Source organism: Kitasatospora sp. NPDC057904 (assembly GCF_042887925.1).
GTDB lineage: Bacteria > Actinomycetota > Actinomycetes > Streptomycetales > Streptomycetaceae > Kitasatospora.
In genome coordinates this window covers 610,318-630,543 of sequence record NZ_JBHVOL010000003.1, presented here as the reverse complement: position 1 = coordinate 630,543, position 20,226 = coordinate 610,318, and the positions used below count along the sequence as shown (strand labels likewise).

Here is a 20,226-nt window from a genome sequence, read left to right as displayed (position 1 = left end):
CAGTCTGCGGGCCCGGACCCCGGTTTGCCCGGTTACGCGCCCTTCCGTGCGGGTGGAGTAACCCGCACGGGGCAATCCGGCCCCGTGCGGGTTTGGGGCGTTCCGGGCCCTGCGCTCGCCGCGCGGGACCGGAGCGCTCCGGACCTGACGACCCCGGACCGGACGGCCCCGGACCTGACCGGCACTACCGCTCGTCCCGCCAGGAGCGCCACAGCGCCGCGTACGGACCGCCGGCCGCGACCAGCTCCGGGTGGCTGCCGTACTCGCTGATCCGCCCGCCCTCGACCACCGCGATCACGTCGGCGTCGTGCGCGGTGTGCAGCCGGTGCGCGATGGCGATGACCGTCCGCCCCTCCAGCACCCGGGAGAGCGAGCGCTCCAGGTGCCGGGCGGCGCGCGGGTCGAGCAGCGAGGTGGCCTCGTCCAGCACGAGGGTGTGCGGATCGGCCAGCACCAGCCGGGCCAGGGCCAGTTGCTGGGCCTGCGGCGGGGTCAGCACGGCGCCGCCGGAGCCGACCTCGGTGTCCAGGCCCTCCGGGAGGGCGTCCACCCAGGCACCGGCGTCCACCGCGTCGAGCGCGGCCCTCAGCTCGGTGTCGTCGGCCCCGGGCGCGGCCAGGCGCAGGTTGTCCCGCAGCGTGCCCACGAAGACGTGGTGCTCCTGGTTGACGAGCGCCACCTCGGCCCGGACCCGCTCGGCCGGCATCCGCGCGAGCGCCGCGCCGCCGAGCGTGACGCTGCCCCGGCCGGGCGCGTAGATCCCGGCCAGCAGCCGCCCGAGGGTGGACTTGCCCGCCCCGGACGGCCCGACCAGCGCCACCCGGCTGCCCGGGGCGACGTCCAGGCTGATCCCGTGCAGGACGTCCGCGCCCTCGCGGTAGCCGAACCGCACGTCCGTGGCCTCGACCCGGCGGCCGTCCGGGCGCGCGCCCTCGTCGCCCTCGTGCTCCGGCACCTCGCGGACGCCGACCAGCCGGGCCAGCGAGGCCTGCCCGATCTGCAGCTCGTCGTACCAGCGCAGGATCAGGTCGACCGGGCCGGTGAGCATCTGGGCGTACAGCACCCCGGTGGTCAGCTGGCCGACGGTGATCCAGCCGCGGAGGGTGAACAGTCCGCCGAGCACCAGCGTGGCCAGCACCGCCGAGGCGTAGACCGCGTCGACGGTCGGGAACCACACCGAGCGCAGCCACAGCGTGTACCGCTCCCAGGCCAGCCACTCGCGCAGCTTGCGGTCGGTCAGGCCGACCCGCTGGTCGCCCAGGCGCAGCGCCTCGACCGTCCGCCCGGCGTCCACCGTCTCGGCGAGCACGGTGTTCACCGCGGCGTACCCGGCCGACTCGTTGCGGTAGGACTGCGGCGCGCGCCGGAAGTACCAGCGCGAGCTGGCCAGCAGCAGCGGCAGCCCGACCAGGGAGGTGAGCGCGAGCAGCGGCGAGGTGAGCAGCAGCGCGCCGAGGACGAGCAGCAACGACACGACGGCGACCGCGAGTTCGGGTACCGCCTCGCGCACGGACTTGTCCAGCCGGTCGATGTCCGTGGTGCCCCGGGAGACGAGGTCGCCGGTGCCGGCCCGCTCCAGGACGCCGGTGGGCAGCGCGACCGAGCGGACCAGGAAGTCCTCGCGCAGGTCGGCGAGGACCCGCTCGCCGAGGATCGCGCCGCGCATCCGGGACCAGCCGGTGAAGGCGGCCTGCACCGCCAGCGCCAGCAGGTACCAGGCGACGGCCACCCCGAGGGAGGCCCGCGCGCCGTCCGGGGCCAGCGACTCGACCAGCCCGCCGAGCACCCACGGCCCGACCAGCCCGGCGAGCGTGGCCACCGAGTGCAGCGCCACCACCCCGGAGAAGGCCGTGCGGTGGCGCCGCGCGAGCAGCCGCAGGTACGCGCGCACGGCGGCCGGCGAGCCGACCGGCAGGGTGGCGGCCGGCCCCTGCTCCTGATGCAGAGGGGGCTTCATGACGTACTCCTCGCCGGCTTCGCAGGACAGTTGTTCGCAGCACGGTTGTTCGCAGGACGGTTGACGGACGTGCTCACGCGGCCCCCTCCCCGGCCCCCACGGAAGCCGCCTCCACCCCGGGCACGGTCTCCCCGCCCCGGGCGGCCGCCCCCGCAACGGTCTTCCCCGCAACGGCCTCGCCCCGGGCAGGAGCCCCGGGCGCGGCCTCCTCGTCACGGGTGACCACCGACCGGTACGCGGGCTCGGTCCGCATCAGCTCGCGGTGCCGCCCGGCCACGACCGCCCGGCCGTCGCGGACCAGCACCACCCGGTCCGCCTGGTCGAGCAGCAGCGGGCTGGTCGCGAACACCACGGTGGTGCGCCCGGCCCGGACGTCGCGCAGCCCGGTGGCGATCCGCGACTCGGTGTGGGCGTCGACCGCGCTGGTGGGCTCGTCCAGGACGAGCACCGGCGGGTCGGCCAGCAGCGCGCGGGCCAATGCGAGGCGCTGGCGCTGGCCGCCGGACAGCGACCGGCCGCGCTCGGTGATCCGAGCGCGCATCGGGTCTCCCCCGCACTCCGGCGAGCCCTCCACCAGGGCCTCCAGCACGTCGTCGGAGCGGGCGGCCGCGAGCGCCTCGGCGACCGGGACCCGGCCCGAGGACGGGATGTCGAACAGCCCGGCCAGTGTGCCGGAGAGCAGTACCGGCTCCTTGTCGTGGACCAGCACCGCGGCTCTCGCCTCGGCCAGCGGCACCGCGTCCAGCTCCGTCCCGCCGAGCCGGGCGGAGGGCTGCCGTTCCTCCTCGGCCGTCGGGACGTGCCCGCCGAGCCGCTCGGCGAGCGCCCCGGCGAAGTCCGGATCGCCGCAGACCACGGCGGTCAGCTCGCCGGCCCGCGCGGTCAGCCCCGTCACCGGATCGTGCAGGTCGCAGGTGCCCGGCCGGGTGAGCGCGGCCTCGGCCGCGCCGCTGGTCCGGCGCAGCGAGAGCACCCGGACGGCCCGGCCCGCGGAGACCCGGGCGACGCTCCAGGCGTGCGCGGCCTCGCCGAGGATCCGCAGCGGCGCCGCCAGGAAGGCGGTCGCGCCGTACACGGCGATCAGGGTGCCGACGGCGAGTTCCCCGGAGGCCGCCAGCCGGGCCCCGTACCAGGTGACCCCGACGACGAACAGGCCCGGCAGCAGCACCTGTTGGGCCTGCATCAGGGACCACAGCCGGGCCGAGCGGACGGCCGCGGCGCGGACCTTCTGGGAGGCCGCGCGGTAGCGCTCCAGGAACAGTTCTTCGCCGCCGATGCCGCGCAGCACCCGTAGCCCGGCGACGGTGTCGGCGGCCAGTTCGGTGGCCTTGCCGCCGAGCGCGCGCTGCTTCTCGTAGCGCCGCTCGAACGGCCCGATCAGCGGCCAGACGGAGGCCGCGAGCACCGGCACGCCGAGCAGCACGCCGAGGCCGAGCACCGGCTCGGTCACCAGCACGACCGCGCTGACCGCCAGCCAGACGATCACCGCGGCCCGGACGCGGGCGACGAGCTCGACGTACCAGCCGATCCGCTCGACGTCCCCGCTGCCGACCGCGACGACCTCGCCGGTGGCGATCCGCCGGGACAGCCCGGCGCCGAGGTGCGAGGCCTGCCGGGCGACCAACTGCCGTACGTGGGTGGCGGCGTGGATCCAGTTCCAGACCGCCTGGCGGTGCAGCAGGACGGTGCCGAGCGAGGCGACGGCGGCGAGCAGCACCACGAGGGCGCCGGCCCGCCAGATCCCGCCCGCGTCGCCGTCCACGGCGGCCTGGACGCCGTGTCCGAGCGGTACGGGCAGGGCGGCCTGACCGCCCATCTCCAGCAGCGCCCAGCAGGTGGAGAGCACCTGCCCGCGCCGCTGGGCGCGCTGGAGCCAGCGCAGGAAGGCGAGGGGTGAGGAGAGGTCGGGGCGGCCGGGATCGGCCAGGGGGAGGGGGGCGAGCGGCATGACACTCCGATGCCGGTGGTTCGGGGGACGGTCCTGGGGTGGCCCGGTCGGCGCGCGGAGCGGCGGCACGCGAAACGGCGGCACGCCGGTTCGGCGGCACGCGGCCTGCGGCGAGCAGTCCGCGGTGCGCACGGTCCGGGAGGCTTCGGGATGGTTCGAGGCGCCGCGCGCCACGGGCGGCGCGGGCCACGGCGACGGAAACGCGCCCGGCAGCGGCCGGGGCTGACTGGGGAGGGCACGAAGGGCCCGTGTCTCAGGAGGTCATGGCCGCGAGCCTGCCAACCCCGGTGTGATCCGCGCAACAGGTTTTCCGGGCCCGCCCCCGCGGTTCCCCGCCCGGACGGCCCCCGGCCCCGGAAGGTTCACCCGAACGGCGGGAACAAACACTCCATGAGTTCCGGTTGCCCCACTGGAACCCATGGTCGACCAGGAGGGCACCCCTTCCCGTGAGCAACATCCCCACCGTGACCCTGAACGACGGCACGCGGATCCCGCAGCTCGGCTTCGGCGTGTGGCAGGTCCCGGACGCGGAGGCCACCCCGGCCGTCCGCGCCGCCATCGAGGCGGGCTACCGCTCGATCGACACCGCGGCGATCTACGAGAACGAGACGGGCACCGGCCAGGCCGTCACCGAGGCGCTGGCCGGCGGCGTGGCCCGCGAGGACCTCTACATCACCACGAAGCTGTGGAACTCCGGCACCCGCGACTGGTCCGGCGCGCAGGGCCGGGACGCGGTCCTGCGCGAGTTCGACGCCTCGCTGGCCAAGCTCGGCCTGGAGTACGTCGACCTCTACCTGATCCACTGGCCGCGCCCGATGCACGGCACCTACCCGAACGTCTGGAAGGCGCTGGAGCAGCTCAAGGCCGACGGCCGGGCCCGCTCCATCGGCGTCTCGAACTTCGGCCCCGAGCAGCTGACCCGCCTGGTCGACGAGGCCTCGGTCGTCCCGGCGCTCAACCAGGTCGAGCTGCACCCGTACTTCCCGCAGACGGAGCTGCGCGCCTTCCACGCCGAGCACGGCATCGCCACGGAGGCGTGGAGCCCGCTGGGCCAGGGCAAGGACCTGCTCGCCGAGCCGGCGCTGGTGAAGATCGCCGAGAAGCACGGCCGCACGGTCGCCCAGGTCGTGCTCCGCTGGCACCTGCAGAGCGGCATCATCGCGATCCCGAAGTCGGTCACCCCCTCCCGCATCCGGGAGAACCTGGACGTGGCCGGCTTCGAGCTGGACGCGGAGGACCTCGCCGCGATCGCCGGCGTCGCCACCGGCGAGCGCATCGGCCCGGACCCGCAGGGCTTCGACTGGAACTGAGCCCCGCCCGGCCGCGAGGCCGGGACGCCGGGCACCCGTAGCCAGGCGTCCCTGACCGGGAACCCGTAGCCACCGGACCAGCGGTCATATCGAAAGACCGCCCACCCCGTTGAGGAGTGGGCGGTCTTCGACATGCCCGGAAGGGACTCGTGCCGCAAATATGTGAGCACACAAGCACACGATCACTACGACACGAGCCCGAAACCCTCCCCGACCCACCCCCGTCCGACCCGACCCCTGACCCGGGATCGTCCGTACGTTGGCGAATCGTTTTGGCTGGAGCTCAAAAGGGCGGAGGCTAGAGCCTGGCGGCCTTGCCGATCAGCGCGAGCGCCGGAGCGTGCTCGTGCTCGTCCAGCGGCGCCAGCAGCAGCTGCTGGACCTTGGCGACGCCGGCCGCCGAGCGGTGCAGCAGGTCCTGTCCCGCCGGCGAGAGCGAGAGCAGGTTGCGCCGCCCGTCCGAGGGGTCGCGGCGGCGCTGCACCAGACCGCGGCGGACGAGACGGCTCACCATCTCGGCCATCGTGGCCTTGTCCAGCGAGGCCAGCTCGCCGACCGTGCGCTGGTCCGCGCCCGGTTCCAGCTCCAGCGCGTCGAGCACCGCGTACTGCGGAGCGGTGAGCTCCGCACCGACGTGCTCCGACCAGAGCTTGGTGTGCACCTGCTGGCTCACCCTGATCAGGTAACCGATCGCCCGCTGGGCGTCCAGTATCGGCCGCGCGTCGCTATACACGACCGCCGCGGGCTCCAGCCTGGCTATCTTGGCCATCACCCGGACGATCTCGACCTGCTCGTCCGCGCCGAGCGGCTCGAACAGGGTGCGCTGCACGCGGACCACGCCTCCGGTGGCCTCGCGCACCGCCTGGGCCCCGCTCTGCGACAGAGCGAGGAGTTTGCGCCGGCCGTCGGCCGGGTCGCGCCTTCTCAGCACCAAGCCGCGGCGGACCAGCCGCGCGACCATCTCCGCCATCGTGGCCTTGTCGAGCGAGGCACGCTCGCCGACCGTCCTCTGGTCCGCGCCCGGTTCCAGCGCGAGGACCAGCAGGACGGCGAACTGCGGAGCCGTGAGATCGGCTCCGACGTGTTCGGACCACAGTCGCGTGTGGACCTGCTGTGCAACGCGGATGAGGTGTCCGGGCGACTGCTGCAGTCGCGCAGACACGCGGGTCGTCGGGATCTCCCCCAGCACCATGTATCCGTCCCGATGTCACACCCGGTGTGTGTGGGACACCCGGGTGGGGCAGTAACGGCGAGTGGGCGTCCCGCTATGAGGGAGGGCGCTCCAGCCGTGCAGCCGGTGGCTGCTGGCGGACACTATACAAACGGCTGGCCCTCGCTGGCAGGCAGGGGCGGATAGTAGACGCAGGTTCGGCAACATTGGCATATTTACGCGCCGCCACGCCTTCTCGGTAACCCGTTCTCAGCAGAAAGCCGACCGGTCGGTCCTTACCCACCGTCACCTGCGCGTCTCCGCTCTGGCCGCCCTTCCTACTCGCCGGTAGGGTGTGGCCAGCGTCACCCGGGGACGCCCTTCCCTGGGAAAATCCTGAGAGAGACGAGAGCGAGCATGACCGAGCAGAGCACCCCCCGGGTCGCCGTCGTCACCGGCGCCGGACGCGGCCTGGGCGCCGCCACCGCCCTCCGACTGGCCGCCGACGGCTACGCGGTCGCCGTCCTCGACCTGGACGAGGCGGCCGGCAAGGACACCGTCGACCGGATCACCGCCGCGGGCGGCCGGGCCCTCGCGGTCGGCGCCGACGTCTCGGACGCCGGGCAGGTCCAGGCCGCCGTGGACCGCGTGGTGGCCGAGCTCGGCGCCCCCGTCGTCCTGGTCAACAACGCCGGAGTGCTCCGCGACAACCTGCTCTTCAAGATGTCCGAGTCCGACTGGGACACGGTCATGAACGTCCACCTGCGCGGCGCCTTCCTGATGACCCGCGCGGTGCAGAAGCACATGGTGGACGCGGGTTTCGGCCGCATCGTCAACCTGTCCTCCTCGTCCGCCCAGGGCAACCGCGGCCAGGCCAACTACTCGGCCGCCAAAGCGGGCCTGCAGGGCTTCACCAAGACTTTGGCCATCGAGCTCGGCAAGTTCGGCGTCACCGCCAACGCCGTGGCCCCGGGCTTCATCGCCACGGACATGACCGCGGCCACCGCAGCCCGGGTCGGCATGGACTTCGAAGACTTCAAGCGGGCCGCAGCCTCTCAGATCCCGGTCCAGCGGGTCGGTCTGCCTGAGGATGTGGCCCACACCATCTCCTTCCTCGCGAGCGAGGGCGCCGGCTTCGTCTCCGGTCAGGTGATCTACGTCGCGGGCGGCCCCCTCGACTGACCCCTCTGCTGGGCACGGAACCTACACAGGGTGACCATGGGGCGGGCGGCCGGGCGGACCGGCCGGCCGCCCCGTTCTTTTTACCGAGCCTTTTGAAGGATGATTCGAACACCACACGGACTTTCGATCGGGGATTAGCCGAAATCACTCCCCGGACCATCCCCTGCCGACCGGATTGTCGATTTCCCGGGGAAATGACAATTACCCCCGAAATGGCACCGGACGGATGGGTAGGGTCACCCCCGTGCAAGCCCCGAGTGCCTCCCGGCAATTCCCGAAGCAGGGCCCGGAGAACACCTCCCGCCGCCCCGGCCGGCCGTCCCCGGGGCGGCCCGTGCGCCCGGCCCCGGACGGCCGCGCGCCGCTCGGCCCGGCCACCGCCGAGCCCGGCTGGCCCCCGATGAGCCGCCGCCGCGCGCTCCTGCTCCTCGCCACCTGCGCCTGCTACCTGCTGGTACTCGCCGGTGTACTCCTCAACACCGCCCTCGTCGACCTCGACTGGTCGGTCCGCCTGCTGCGCCCCTACGAGCGCTGGCCCGGCCTGGAGCCGCTGCTCGGCACCTGGGTGGTGGCCGGCCAGCGCGGCCCCTCCGCGATCGCCGCCTTCGCCTGGCTCGCCTGGCGCGCCCACCGGCTCGGCCGGCTGCGCCCGCTCCTGGTGATGGGCGTCGCCCTGCTGCTGCTCAACGTCACCGTCGGCGCCGTCAAGATCGTCACCGGCCGGCTCGGCCCGCACTACGCCCAGTACGTCGGCTCCCCCGAGCTCTTCTCCGGCGGCACGATCTTCCCGTCCGGCCACACCGCCAACGCCGTCGTCACCTGGGGTGTGCTGGCCTACCTCGCCGTCCGCTGGCGCCGCACCGGCGCGCTGATCGCCGCCGCCACCGCCTGCTCGATCGGCCTGACCACCGTCTACCTGGGCACCCACTGGGTCACCGACGTCCTGGCCGGCTGGGCCGCCGGACTGCTGGTGCTGCTCTCGCTGCCGCTGCTGGAGCCGCTCGTCACCACGGCCGAGGAGTGGATCACCAGCCACAGGCGCCGGAGCCGAAACCGAAGCGGGAGCCGGAGCCGCCGGGACGTCCGGAACCGATGAACGACGGCCGGGTCAACGGCCCGGTACGGCGCCTCACCCCTCCCAGCTACGCTCCACCACGCCGTCGCGCACCGCGAGGTTGAGCCGCCCCTCCCGGTACTCCATGGTGATCGTCGCGTCCGGCTCCAGCACCCGGACCGAGGCCCACCCGTGCCGCCGGGCCAGTTCCCGCGCCCGCTCGATCCGCAGTCCCGCGTAGCCCTCGGCGTCCCCCTCCGGCCCGTCCCAGGCGTGGCCCGCGCCCCCCTGATCGCCGCCGCCGGCCCCCGGTCGTTCCCCGCCCGATCCCGTCATCGCCCCTCCCCGGCCCGTCCCTCGGACGTACGCTGGAATCGTAGCCCGCACCCGTGCGGCCGGGAGGTGAACGGGCATGCGCACCACGACCCCGCGGCGCTGGCGCAGCGGCACCGAGCCCTCGACCGCCCGCAGCGACCTCAAGCTCCGCTACCTGCTGTCGCTCACCTTCACCCCGCTGTTCGCGATCGCGACGGTGGCCTTCGCGGTCTGGGCGGCCAACTCCCCGTCGTACGGGGCCCCGAGCAGCGGCACCCTCACCGGCTTCGCGGTCGTGATGGGCCTGCTCACCCTGTTCGCCGCCGTCGATCTCGTCGTGGTCATCCGGCGCCGCCGGACCGAGCTCTGACGCGGTGTCTCCCCCGGAGCGGGAAGTCGGCCGGGCCGACTTCCCGCTCCTTGCGGCAACGGCCGTCAGCGGTTGCCGACCGCCTGCTTCACCAGCGTCCGCCCGAAGTCCCACATCAGCCCGCTCCCCCGGTGTGCGTCGTCCATGACGTCGGTGAACGCCGTGACGAACCGGTCGACGTCCCGCTCGGTGATGATCAGCGGCGGGATCAGCTTGATCACCTCCAGGTGGTCCCCGGACACCTGGGTCAGGATCCGGTGGCGCTGGAGCAGCGGCACGACCACCATCTGGGCGAACAGCCCCTTGCGGGCCGCCTGGAGCGCGGTCCACCCGGTGCGCAGCTTGAGCGACCTGGGCCGGCCGAACTCGATGCCGATCATCAGCCCCTTGCCGCGCACCTCGGCCAGCAGCTCGTACCTGTCGACGAGCGCGGCGAGCCGCTCCCGGAAGTGGTCGCCGACCTGCCGGGCGTTCTCGACCACCTTCTCGTCGCGCATGACCTCCAGGGTCGCGAGCCCGGCGGCCATCGCCTGGGCGTTGGAGCCGAAGCTGGCCGAGTGGACGAGCACGCGGTCCATCGAGGAGTACACCTTCTCGAAGATCCAGCCCTTGCCGAGCGTCGCCCCGACCGGCACGTACCCGCCGGAGAGCGCCTTGGCCGCGCAGACCAGGTCGGGCAGCACGCCCTCCTCGTACTGGTAGGCGAAGAACTCCCCGGTGCGGCCGATCCCGGTCTGCACCTCGTCGCAGATCAGCAGCGCCTTGTGCTCGTGCAGCAGGTCCTGGGCCGCCCGCAGCCAGCCGGGCGGCGGCGCGAGGACGCCCTTGCCCTGGATCGGCTCGACGATCAGCGCCGCGACGTCGCCGCGCTTCAGCTCCTTGGCCAGCGCGCCGAGGTCGCCGAGCGGGATGGCGGTGTCGGGCAGCAGCGGGTCGAAGCCCTTGCGGAACCCGTTCTCCCCGTTGACGGAGAGCGAGCCGACGGTCAGCCCGTGGAAGGCGTGGTCGGCGTAGAGGATCCGCTTGCGGCCGGTGGCGTAGCGGGCGAACTTGAGCGCGGTCTCGACCGCCTCGGTGCCGCTGTTGCCGAAGAACACCCGGTCCAGCCCCGGCGCGTACGAGAGCAGCCGCTCGGCCAGCAGCCCGGGCAGCGGCGAGCAGTCGAAGCGCACGAGGTCGGGCAGGTCGAGGTCCATGACCTGCTGGACCGCCGAGCGCACCACGGGGTGGTGGCGCCCGAGCGCGAAGATGCCGAAGCCGGCCAGCATGTCGAGGTACTCGTTGCCCTCGGCGTCGTAGAAGTACGGGCCCTGTGCGCGCTCGTAGTACTTGTCGAAGCCGATGGTGTGGAGCATCCGCGGCAGCTGCGGGTTGAGGTAGCGGCCGTGCAGCTCGTACCGCTCGCCGCCGCGCTCGGCGATCAGGGCGGCGAGGTCGAAGGCGGTGCGGTCGGGGTCAGCCGGCATGGCGCGGGTTCGCTCCTCTGGTCGGTAGCAGGTTCTTGGCGAAGACGGCGGTCTGGGCCGCGACCCCGGTGCCGGTCAGCCCGGCCTCCTCCAGGACCTCGCCGCGGGCCGCGTGGCCGAGGAACTCCTGGGGCAGGCCGAGCACCCGCACCGGGACGTCGACGTCGGCGTCGCGCAGCGCCTGGGCGACGGCGGCGCCCACGCCCCCGGTGCGCCCGTTGTCCTCGACGGTGACCACGAGCCGGTGGGCGGCGGCGAGTGCGGGCAGCGCCGGGTCGACGGGCTTGACCCACCGCGGGTCGACGACGGTCGCGGCGAAGCCCTCGGCGATCAGCAGCCGGGCGGCGTCCAGGCAGGCCGGCGCGGTGGTGCCGACGGCGACCAGGAGGATCTCGGGCAGGTCGCCGGTGCGCAGCAGCACGTCCACGCCGCCGACGCGTTCGACGGCCGGGACGGCGGGCCCGATGGTCGCCTTGGGGAAGCGCACGACGGTGGGGGCGTCGGCCACGTCGACGGCCTCGCGCAGCTGGGCGCGCAGCTGGTCGGCGTCGCGCGGGGCGGCGAGCCGCAGGCCCGGCACGACCTGGAGGATCGACATGTCCCACATCCCGTTGTGCGAGGCGCCGTCGGGCCCGGTCACCCCGGAGCGGTCGAGGACGAAGGTGACGCCGAGCCGGTGCAGGGCGACGTCCATCAGGACCTGGTCGAAGGCGCGGTTGAGGAAGGTCGCGTAGACGGCGACGACGGGGTGCAGCCCGCCGGTGGCGAGCCCGGCGGCGCTGGTGACGGCGTGCTGCTCGGCGATGCCGACGTCGAAGGTGCGTTCGGGATGGGCCTTGGCGAACCGTTCCAGCCCGACCGGTTGGAGCATCGCCGCGGTGATCGCCACGACGTCGGGCCGCTCGGCGCCGAGCGCGACCATCTCCTCGCCGAACACCGAGGTCCACGAGACGCCGCCGCTGGGCGAGATCGGCAGGCAGGTGTAGGGGTCGATCGGGTTGACGGCGTGGAAGCGGTCGGCCTCGTCCTGTTCGGCGGGGCGGTAGCCGCGTCCCTTGACGGTCAGGCAGTGCACGATGACCGGGCCGCCGAAGCCCCGGGCCTGGCGCAGCGCCTGTTCGACGGCGCCGAGGTCGTGGCCGTCGATCGGGCCGAGGTACTTGAGCCCGAGGTCCTCGAACATGCCCTGTGGGGCGAACGCGTCCTTGAAGCCCTTCTTGGCGCCGTGCAGCGCGTCGAAGATCGGCTGGCCGACCAGCGGGGTTCGTTGCAGCGCGCCCTTGCCGAGGGCGAGGAAGCGCTCGTAGCCCTGGGTGGTGCGCAGGGTGGCGAGGTGGTGGGCGAGGCCGCCGATCGTCTTCGCGTAGGAGCGCTCGTTGTCGTTGACGACGATGACGAGCGGCCGGTCCTTCGCGTCGGCGATGTTGTTGAGCGCCTCCCAGGCGAGCCCGCCGGTGAGCGCGCCGTCGCCGATGACGGCGACGGTGTGCCGGTCGTGCTGGCCGAGCAGCTGGGCGGCCTTGGCGAGGCCGTCGGCGTAGGAGAGGGCGGTGGAGGCGTGCGAGTTCTCGACGAGGTCGTGCTCGGACTCGGCGCGCGACGGGTAGCCGGACAGGCCGCCCTTCATCCGCAGCCGGCTGAAGTCCTGGCGCCCGGTGAGGAGCTTGTGGACGTAGCTCTGGTGTCCGGTGTCGAAGACGATCCGGTCGTACGGGGAGTCGAAGACCCGGTGCAGGGCGATGGTCAGCTCCACCACGCCGAGGTTCGGGCCGAGGTGCCCGCCGGTCCGGGTGACGGCGTCGATCAGGAAGTCGCGGATCTCGTCGGCGAGCAGCGGCAGTTCGGCGGCGGGGAGCTTTCGCAGGTCGGCCGGGGACGTGACGCTGGAGAGCAGTGACATGGGTACACCTCACGACTCGAGTGGTGCGGTGGTGCCTTCGCCCCCGAGGGGCGGGCCGGCCCGGGCACGGCGCCCGGGCCGGTCTGGAGCGACCGGGTCCGCCGGAGCGGCTCCGGTCAGCGGCCGCGGTTGGCGCTGACGGTCTCGGTGATCGCGCGCAGCGATTCCTTGAGCGAGCCCATGGTGGCGAGCACCGCCGTCGGCTCGTAGCCGCAGTGGGCCATGCAGTTCTCGCAGCGGGGGTCCTTGCCGCGGCCGTACTTGCTCCAGTCGGTCTTCTCGACCAGCTCGCGGTAGGTGGGCACGTACCCGTCGGCCATCAGGTAGCAGGGCCGCTGCCAGCCGAAGAGCGAGTAGTTGGGGATGCCCCACGGCGTGCACTCGAAGTCCTTCTTGCCCTCCAGGAAGTCCAGGAAGAGCGGACTGTGGTTGAGGCGCCAGCGCTGCCGGTTGCCGCCGGCGAAGGCCTTGCGGAACAGCTCGCGGGTCTGGGTGACGCCGAGGAAGTGCTCCTGGTCGGGGGCCTTCTCGTAGGCGTAGGCCGGGGAGATCATCATCTCGTCGACCTTGAGCTCGTCGTTGAGGTAGTCCAGCACCTCGATGACGGTCTGCGGGGTGTCGGTGTTGAAGAAGGTGCTGTTGGTGGTGACCCGGAAGCCGCGCCGCTTGGCCTCCTTGATGGCCGCCACCGCCTCGTCGAAGGTGCCCTCCTTGGCCACCGACTCGTCGTGCCGCTCGCGCATGCCGTCGATGTGCACGGCGAAGGTGAAGTAGGGCGAGGGCCGGAACTTGTCGATCTTCTTGCGCAGCAGCAGCGCGTTGGTGCACAGGAACACGTACTTGCGGCGCTCCACCAGCTGCCGGACGATCTCGTCGATCTGCGGGTGCATCAGCGGTTCGCCGCCGGCGATCGAGACCATCGGCGCGCCGGACTCCAGCACCGCGCCGACCGCCTGGGCGACCGGCATCCGCTGCTTCAGCACGCCCGCCGGGTGCTGGATCTTGCCGCAGCCCTCGCACGCGAGGTTGCACGCGAACAGCGGTTCCAGCTCGACGATCAGGGGGAACTTGTCCCGCCGTTTGAGCAGCTTCTGCTGCATGAGGTAGGTGCCGACCCGCACGGTCTGGCGCAACGGCATGGCCATGGCTAGCTCGCCTCCTGGGGGAGCGTCGAGGATGTGGGGTGGTGCGGTTCCCTGCGGTCCGGGAGATCCTGCCGGTACCAGTCGACGAGGGCGGGAACGGTCGCGCGGAGGGTCCGCCAGGCGCGCACCCCCGCGGGGAGCGTCCCGGGCCGCAGCAGCTCCCGCTCGGGGGTGTCCACGACCACCCGCAGGACGGCCGCGGGCAGCGCGGGCCGCAGCTCGTGCAGCGCGGCGAGGACGGCGGCGGCCTCCATGTCGACGGCGAGCGCGCCCTGGAGGTACAGGGCCCGCCGTTCGAGGCCGCGGACGACGTGGTCGGCGGTGTGGTGCACCCCGGTGTGCACGGCCAGCCCGCGCTCCTTGAGCGCCCGGGCGAGGTCGGCGGCCGAGCGGACGGCGAACAGGTTGCCCTCCGCGTTGCGCACGCCGTCGGCGACGACGACGTCCCCCGGGGCGATCCCGGGGCCGACGGCCGCGCCGAAGCCGGCCACCACGACCGCGCCGTAGCCACCCGGGGCGGAGCCGAGCACCCGGCGCACCGCGTGGCCGGCCCGCCGCCGGCCCACCCCGGTGCGCAGCAGTACCGGCGGCCCGCCCGCCGAGCCGCGCCAGTCCCCGCCGCGCAGGGCCCAGACCTCGGGGCCGAGCGCGCAGAGCACCAGCAGGGGCGGGGTGGTCACCGGGACGCCCCGATCACCGGGCCGGCGCCCTCCCGCAGGACCGCCGGACCGCCGCCCAGGTAGCGGCCGAGGGCGGTGACGGGGAAGACCAGCCGGTACAGGTGGTAGTTGATGGAGAAGTCCCACGGGAAGCCGGTCCCGGTGAACTGCGGCTCGTCCCACGTGCCTTCGGGCAGCTGGGTTTGCACCAGCCAGTCGACCCCGCGCTCCACCGCCGGGTTGGCCCGGCGCTCGGGGCCCTCGCCGGCCGCGAGCAGCGCCATCAGCGCCCACGCGGTCTGCGAGGCGGTCGAGTCGCCGCGCCCGGCCCAGCGCGCCGGGTCGTCGTAGGAGCGCATGTCCTCGCCCCAGCCGCCGTCGGCGTTCTGGCGGTCCTCCAGCCAGCGGACGGCCTGGCGGATCGCCGGGTGCTCGTCCGGCACACCGGCCGCGACGAGGGCGGGCAGCACCGAGCCGGTGCCGTAGATGTAGTTGGTGCCCCAGCGGCCGAACCAGGAGCCGTCGGCCTCCTGGTTGCGCAGCAGCCACTCCACGCCGCGCCGGGTGCGCGGGTCCCGCGCCTGCCCGACCTCGGCGAGCATCTCGACGACGTGCGCGGTGACGTCGGCGGACGGCGGGTCGACGACCTCGCCGAAGTCGCAGAACGGCAGCTTGTTCGGCAGGGTGCTGGTGTTGTCGACGTCGAAGGCGCCCCAGGCCCCGTTCTTGGACTGCATGCCGAGGTTCCAGCGCACTCCCCGGTCCACCGCCCCGTCGACCTTCGCCGGATCGGGGTGGGCGACCCGGCGCAGCGCGAGCACCACCTCGGCGGTGTCGTCGATGTCGGGGTAGGTGTCGTTCTCGAACTCGAACGCCCAGCCGCCCGCCTCCAGCGAGGGCCGCCGCACGCTCCAGTCGCCGCGCTTGCGGATCTCCTCGCCGAGCATCCAGTCGACGGCGCTCACCAGCGCCGGGTGGTCGGCCGGCAGTCCGGCGTCGACCAGGGCGATGGTGGCCAGGCAGGTGTCCCAGACCGGGGACTGGCAGGCTTCCAGCCAGCGCATGCCGTCCTCGGTGTGCACGGTGAAGCGGTCGAAGGCGGTGAGCCCGGCCTGCATCACCGGGTGCTCCAGCTCGTAGCCCTCCAGGTGCAGGGCGATCAGCGAGTAGACGGCGGGCGGCTGGATGCCTCCCCAGCAGCCGTCGGCCTCCTGCCGCTCGACGATCCAGCGGCAGGCCTGGGCGATGGCGTGCTTGCGCAGCGGGCGCAACGCGCGGTGGTGGTAGGCGTGCAGGACCTTGTCGAGGCGCTCGAAGAGGCCGTCCCAGCTGGTGGCGGGGGCGAGCGGCCGGTCGGGGAAGGGGTCACCGGGGTCGGTGTGCAGCTCGGTGAGCGCGAAGGGCGCCGGGCGGACCGGGCGGTGGGCCGAGACGACGGTCAGCGGGACGATGGTCTGGCGGGCCCAGCAGCCGAAGGCGTAGATGTTCAGCGGCAGCCAGCGGGGCAGGAAGATGATCTCGGGCGGCATCTCGGGCAGCCGCTCCCAGGGCCACCAGCCGAAGAGCGCGAGCCAGATCCGGGTGAAGACCCGGGCGGCGGCGATGCCCCCGGCGGAGCGGACGTAGCGCGCGGCGGCAAGCATGTGCGGCGCGTCCGGGTCGTCGCCGGCGAGTTTGAGGGCGACGTACGCCTCGACGGTCGTGGACAGTTCGGGCGGCCCGCCGTGGAAGGTGGCCCAGGTGCCGTCCTCCCCCTGCTGGGAGCGGATCCAGTCGGCGGTGGCCGCGGTCTGTTCCTCGGTGCGGATCCCGAGGAACTGCCGGAGCAGTAAGTCCTCGGCGTCCATGGTGACGTTGGTCTCCAGATCGCCCTTCCACCAGCCGTCCGGACTCTGCAGCGAGAGCAGGTGGGCGGTGGCCCGGGCCAGCGCGTCCCGGGCGTCGGCCGGACCCGGGGCCGCTTCCCCGCCCGGTGGGGGCGGGGCGGGGTCCTCGGGCCGCCACAGTCCGGTGCCCAGCAGGGCCGGGGGGCGGTCGCCCACCGCGACCGGCTCGGGATCGTACTCAGGGTCGAGCCGGCCGTCCGCGGTTGCTGTCAACGTAACGTCACCTCTCTCGTACCACCACGAATTCGGCGAGTGCGACGAAGTGCTCGCGCACCGGGTCGGACATGGGCACCTCGTCGAGAGCGGCGAGGGCGGTCGTGTGCTGGCGGCGGGCCTCCTCCTGGGTCCAGGCGCGGCCGCCGGCCTGCTCGATCAGCGCGGCCCGGGCGGCGAGCTCGGGCTCACTCTCCTCCCCGCGGCCCGAGGGGTCGGCCAGCTGCTCGGCCAGGCGGCGCGACGCGGCGCCGCCCTCGGCGAGGGCGGCGGCGACCGGCAGGGACTTCTTGCGCTGGCGCAGGTCGCCCCAGTGCGGCTTGCCGGTGACCTCGGTGGCGCCCCAGATGCCGAGCAGGTCGTCCACCGCCTGGAAGGCCAGGCCCAGGTGGTGGCCGTAGCGCTGGAGCGAGCCGGAGACCTCGTCGTCGGCCCCGGCCAGCACGGCGCCGATCGCCGAGGCGGCAGCGAGCAGGGCGGCGGTCTTGCCGCCCTCCATCTCCAGGCACTCGGCGACGGTGACGCTGTCGCGCTGCTCGAAGGCGACGTCCATCGCCTGCCCGTCGATGAGCCGGCGGGTGGCGGTGGTGAGCAGCCGGACGGCGCGCGCGGCGTCGGCGGCGCTCGCCGGACCGGCCGCGCCGGCGTCGAGCAGCACCTCCGTCCCGAGCGTCGCCAGGGCGTCGCCGACCAGGATCGCCTGGGCCGGGCCGAAGACCGTCCAGGCGGTCGCCCGGTGGCGCCGGGTCTCGTCACCGTCCATCAGATCATCATGGAGCAGGGAGAAGTTGTGTACCAGTTCAACGGCGACCCCGCCGGGCACCCCCACCTCGGCGGACGCACCCGCCGCCTGGGCGGACAGCAGGGCCAGCGCCGGGCGCACGGCCTTGCCGCCGTCGCCCTTCACGGCCGTGCCGTCCCGGTCGATCCAGCCGAAGTGGTACGCCGCGACGGTGTCCATCGGTGCGGCCAAACGGGCGACGGCGGCGCGCAGCGGCGGGGTGCAGAGCGTGCGGCTGCGCGCCAGCAGCTCCGGCACCGAGACCGGTTCGGCGTGCGCCGTGCCTCCAGCGGCGGTGCCGGTGCGTGACTCCACGTGCGTTCCCTCTCCCTGGTGGTGCCGGACCGCGCGGGCCGGCCGGATGCTTGCGGTGTCGGCGCGCCCGGGGTGCCCGGCGCGTCCGGGGGGACGGGCGCCGGCTCTCGCGGGGTCGCCGGCGACGGGGCCGCTGGTCACCTCGGCCACCTCCCGTCGCCCCGGTCCACCGGGCGGCGGGCGCCCGAGGCGGCGAGCGCCGCGTCGGCCGCGGCGTGGCCGCTGCGCACGGCCCCCTCCATCGTCGCGGGCCAGCCCGTGGCCGTCCACGAACCGGCCAGCAGCAGGCCGGGCACGCGGGTGCCCGCCGAGGGGCGCAGCGCCGCGGTGCCGGGGGCCGGGTCGAACGTGGCGGTGCGCTCGCGGGTGACGAAGAAGTCCAGCACCTCGGCGCCCGCCGCGGCGGGCAGCAGCCGGGCGAGCTCCGGGAGGTACCGCTCGCGCAGCTCGGCGACGGGCAGGTCGATCTCGTCCCGCACGGCGGACTGGGAGAGCGCCAGGTACTGGGCGCCGGGGTGCTCGCGGCCGAGCGGCGCGGCGGCCAGTCCGGAGTGGTCGGTGCGGTCGAAGACCCACTGGACCGGGGAGTCGAGCGCCGCGAAGAAGGGGCGGCGCAGGACCTTGCGGTCGTAGACGACGTGGACGTTGAGGATCGGCGAGGTGCCGAAGCCGGCCAGGCGCTCCTGTGCGGGGATCGCGTCCGGCGGCAGCAGGGCGGCCGCGCTGTCCTGGGCGCCGGCCAGGACGACGGTCTCGGCGGTGAGCAGCTCGCCGCCCTCCAGGCGTACGGCGTGCTGCTGCGCGCCGGGCTTGAGCTCCGCCGCGCGGGCGCGCAGCAGCACCGTCACGCCCGCGCGCTCCAGCTCGGCGAGCGCCCGGTCGTGGTGGATGGTGCCGAGCGGGACGGCGGCGACGCCGATGTCGGAGGCGCCCGGGTCGGAGAGCAGGCCGGTCTTGAACACCATGGCCGCGAGGGCCAGCGACACGTCGTCCGCGTAGGCGTTCAGGGTGGCGACGCCGACCAGGTCCCACAGGGCGGCGAGGGTCCGCTCGTTCTGCCCGTGGCGGCGCAGCCACGCGCCGAAGGAGGTGCCGTCCAGCGCCGGGTCCGCCAGGTCGAGGCGCTGGAGGGCGAGCGCGCCGCGGACCACCCGGGCGCGGTCGGCCGGGCCGAGGTGCGGGTAGCGGGCGAGGCTGCCGGCCAGGTGCAGCGGGACCGGCAGGCCGGCCCGGCGCAGCCGGCCGAGGGTGCGCACGGGCGCCTCGGCCGGGCCGGTGACGGAGAGCACCGGGACGTCGAGCCGCTCCTGGAGGTGGGTGAGGCGGGTGGCGCCGAGCCGGTCGAGCAGGCCGCGGTAGGCGGTGCAGCAGCGCAGGTAGACGTGCTGGCCGTTGTCGACGGTCAGCTCGCCGCGCCGGAAGGAGAAGGCGAGGCCGCCGAGCCGGGGCCGCCCCTCCACCAGGGTGACCCGCTGCCCGGCCTCGGCCAGGCGCAGCGCGGCGGTGATCCCGGCCAGGCCGCCGCCGACCACGACGGCGGCCGGGCGCGCGGCATCGGCTCGCCCGGTCATCGGCCCTCCCCCTCGCGATCGCTGGACCGCCCGGCGGCGGCTGCCGTGGTCGGCTCGGTCGTGGACAACGCGGCTCTACCCATGCGTGATTCCCCGCTGACACAGCGTGACAGAACTGCGGCGAGAATCAAGAACGCCCCCCGGCGAGCCCGGAAAGCGCCACGTACGCCTTCTCCCAGCCCGGCAGCGAGACCCGGCCGCGCAGCACCGACTCGGGGTCGGCCGCGATCCGGCCGAGCAGCCGGTGGTAGATGCCGGCCATCGCGGCCGTGCAGGCCCGGCTGCGGCGGTCGAGCATCGGCAGCAGCCGCAGGCCCTCCTCGAACGCGGCCTGCGCCCGGGCGGCCTCGAAGGCGACCAGGCCGGTGAAGTCCGCGCCGGCCGGCGGCCTCGGCTGGGCGAAGCCCTCCTGGCAGCCGAACCGGACCAGGTCCTCGGTGGGCAGGTAGGTGCGGCCGTTCAGGGCGTCCTCGCGCAGGTCGCGCAGGATGTTGGTGAGCTGGAGCGCGAGCCCGAGGGTGTCGGCGTAGTGCGCCCCGCGCTCGGGGTCGTCGCAGCCGTACACGCCGAGCGACAGCCGGCCGATCGCGCCGGCCACGCAGCGGCAGTAGACCTTGAGCTCCTCGTACGTCTGGTACTCGGCGCCCTTGAGGTCCATCTCGACGCCGTCGATCAGTTCGTCGAAGCCGCCGATCGGGATCGGGAAGCGACGGGCCGCGTCCGCGAGGGCGACCTTGATCGGGTCGGTGTCGTCCTCGGCGACCTTGCCGGCGCGGACGTCGTCCAGCAGTTCGCGGGTGCGCAGCAGTGCCTCGGCCTTGCGGTCGGCCGGCAGGTCGCCGTCGCCGATGTCGTCCACCCGGCGGGCCAGGGCGTACAGGGCCGACATGGCCAGCCGCTTGGGCTCCGGCAGCAGCCGGATGCCGTAGCTGAAGTTGCGCGCCTGGAGTCCGGTGACTGCCTCGCAGTACCGGTAGGCCGCCATGACCTGGGCCGACGCCAGT

At 74.0% G+C, this 20,226-nt stretch carries 16 protein-coding genes; 4 read left to right on the top strand and 12 right to left on the bottom strand.

The window, feature by feature from the left end; translation table 11 throughout:
• Positions 1–184: 184 nt before the first annotated feature.
• Together ACFVSN_RS11495 and ACFVSN_RS11490 are read right to left on the bottom strand one after the other, a co-directional pair.
• Entirely contained in the window at positions 185–1,957 is a 1,773-nt protein-coding gene (locus ACFVSN_RS11495) for an ABC transporter ATP-binding protein (RefSeq protein ID WP_387954638.1), read from the bottom strand.
• A 73-nt stretch (positions 1,958–2,030) separates the two neighbouring features.
• On the bottom strand, positions 2,031–3,905 hold the full coding sequence (locus ACFVSN_RS11490) for an ABC transporter transmembrane domain-containing protein (RefSeq protein WP_387954636.1): 1,875 nt from the start codon (positions 3,903–3,905) through the stop codon (positions 2,031–2,033).
• 446 nt (positions 3,906–4,351) lie between these two features.
• Here ACFVSN_RS11490 and ACFVSN_RS11485 point away from each other — a divergent pair, with 446 nt between their 5' ends.
• Positions 4,352–5,215 (top strand): aldo/keto reductase, encoded by an 864-nt coding sequence (locus tag ACFVSN_RS11485; RefSeq protein WP_380442194.1) that lies wholly within the window; start codon positions 4,352–4,354, stop codon positions 5,213–5,215.
• Between the two features lie 298 nt (positions 5,216–5,513).
• Here ACFVSN_RS11485 and ACFVSN_RS11480 read toward each other — a convergent pair whose 3' ends face one another.
• Positions 5,514–6,377, bottom strand: a complete 864-nt coding sequence (locus ACFVSN_RS11480; protein ID WP_380442196.1) for a MarR family winged helix-turn-helix transcriptional regulator — start codon at positions 6,375–6,377, stop codon at positions 5,514–5,516.
• Between the two features lie 405 nt (positions 6,378–6,782).
• Between ACFVSN_RS11480 and fabG the strand changes: the two genes are divergently transcribed.
• Together fabG and ACFVSN_RS11470 are read left to right on the top strand one after the other, a co-directional pair.
• Positions 6,783–7,547, top strand: coding sequence for a 3-oxoacyl-ACP reductase FabG (fabG, locus tag ACFVSN_RS11475; protein WP_380489214.1), 765 nt, complete (start codon positions 6,783–6,785; stop codon positions 7,545–7,547).
• A gap of 244 nt (positions 7,548–7,791) precedes the next feature.
• Positions 7,792–8,643, top strand: coding sequence for a phosphatase PAP2 family protein (locus tag ACFVSN_RS11470; protein WP_387954634.1), 852 nt, complete (start codon positions 7,792–7,794; stop codon positions 8,641–8,643).
• Positions 8,644–8,676: 33 nt separating this feature from the next.
• On the opposite strand, the gene ACFVSN_RS11465 is transcribed toward ACFVSN_RS11470, so the two are convergent.
• Positions 8,677–8,937 carry an I78 family peptidase inhibitor gene (locus tag ACFVSN_RS11465; RefSeq protein ID WP_387954632.1) on the bottom strand — a complete coding sequence of 87 codons (261 nt, stop codon included), beginning with the start codon at positions 8,935–8,937 and terminating at the stop codon, positions 8,677–8,679.
• A 76-nt stretch (positions 8,938–9,013) separates the two neighbouring features.
• Here ACFVSN_RS11465 and ACFVSN_RS11460 point away from each other — a divergent pair, with 76 nt between their 5' ends.
• Positions 9,014–9,286 (top strand): DUF6343 family protein, encoded by a 273-nt coding sequence (locus tag ACFVSN_RS11460; RefSeq protein ID WP_380442204.1) that lies wholly within the window; start codon positions 9,014–9,016, stop codon positions 9,284–9,286.
• 65 nt (positions 9,287–9,351) lie between these two features.
• Here ACFVSN_RS11460 and ACFVSN_RS11455 read toward each other — a convergent pair whose 3' ends face one another.
• From ACFVSN_RS11455 to hpnD, 8 genes are all read right to left on the bottom strand, one after another.
• On the bottom strand, positions 9,352–10,752 hold the full coding sequence (locus tag ACFVSN_RS11455; RefSeq protein WP_380489223.1) for an aspartate aminotransferase family protein: 1,401 nt from the start codon (positions 10,750–10,752) through the stop codon (positions 9,352–9,354).
• Positions 10,742–12,652 (bottom strand): 1-deoxy-D-xylulose-5-phosphate synthase, encoded by a 1,911-nt coding sequence (dxs, locus tag ACFVSN_RS11450; protein WP_380503028.1) that lies wholly within the window; start codon positions 12,650–12,652, stop codon positions 10,742–10,744. The genes ACFVSN_RS11455 and dxs overlap by 11 nt, the downstream gene beginning before the upstream one ends.
• 116 nt (positions 12,653–12,768) lie before the next feature.
• Positions 12,769–13,797, bottom strand: a complete 1,029-nt coding sequence (hpnH, locus tag ACFVSN_RS11445; protein ID WP_359958036.1) for an adenosyl-hopene transferase HpnH — start codon at positions 13,795–13,797, stop codon at positions 12,769–12,771.
• Positions 13,798–13,799: 2 nt separating this feature from the next.
• Positions 13,800–14,477 carry a 1-hydroxy-2-methyl-2-butenyl 4-diphosphate reductase gene (locus tag ACFVSN_RS11440; protein ID WP_380442211.1) on the bottom strand — a complete coding sequence of 226 codons (678 nt, stop codon included), beginning with the start codon at positions 14,475–14,477 and terminating at the stop codon, positions 13,800–13,802.
• Positions 14,474–16,555: a squalene--hopene cyclase gene (gene shc / locus ACFVSN_RS11435; RefSeq protein ID WP_387954630.1), complete on the bottom strand. Its 2,082-nt coding sequence runs from the start codon at positions 16,553–16,555 to the stop codon at positions 14,474–14,476. Before shc ends, ACFVSN_RS11440 begins: the two co-directional genes overlap by 4 nt.
• Before the next feature lie 7 nt (positions 16,556–16,562).
• Positions 16,563–17,651 carry a polyprenyl synthetase family protein gene (locus ACFVSN_RS11430; protein ID WP_380442215.1) on the bottom strand — a complete coding sequence of 363 codons (1,089 nt, stop codon included), beginning with the start codon at positions 17,649–17,651 and terminating at the stop codon, positions 16,563–16,565.
• Positions 17,652–17,788: 137 nt separating this feature from the next.
• Positions 17,789–19,222, bottom strand: a complete 1,434-nt coding sequence (gene hpnE / locus ACFVSN_RS11425) for a hydroxysqualene dehydroxylase HpnE (protein WP_380442218.1) — start codon at positions 19,220–19,222, stop codon at positions 17,789–17,791.
• Positions 19,223–19,349: 127 nt separating this feature from the next.
• A complete protein-coding gene (gene hpnD / locus ACFVSN_RS11420) occupies positions 19,350–20,207 on the bottom strand; it encodes a presqualene diphosphate synthase HpnD (RefSeq protein WP_380442235.1) in 858 nt (285 codons plus the stop codon).
• Between the last annotated feature and the right edge of the window lie 19 nt (positions 20,208–20,226).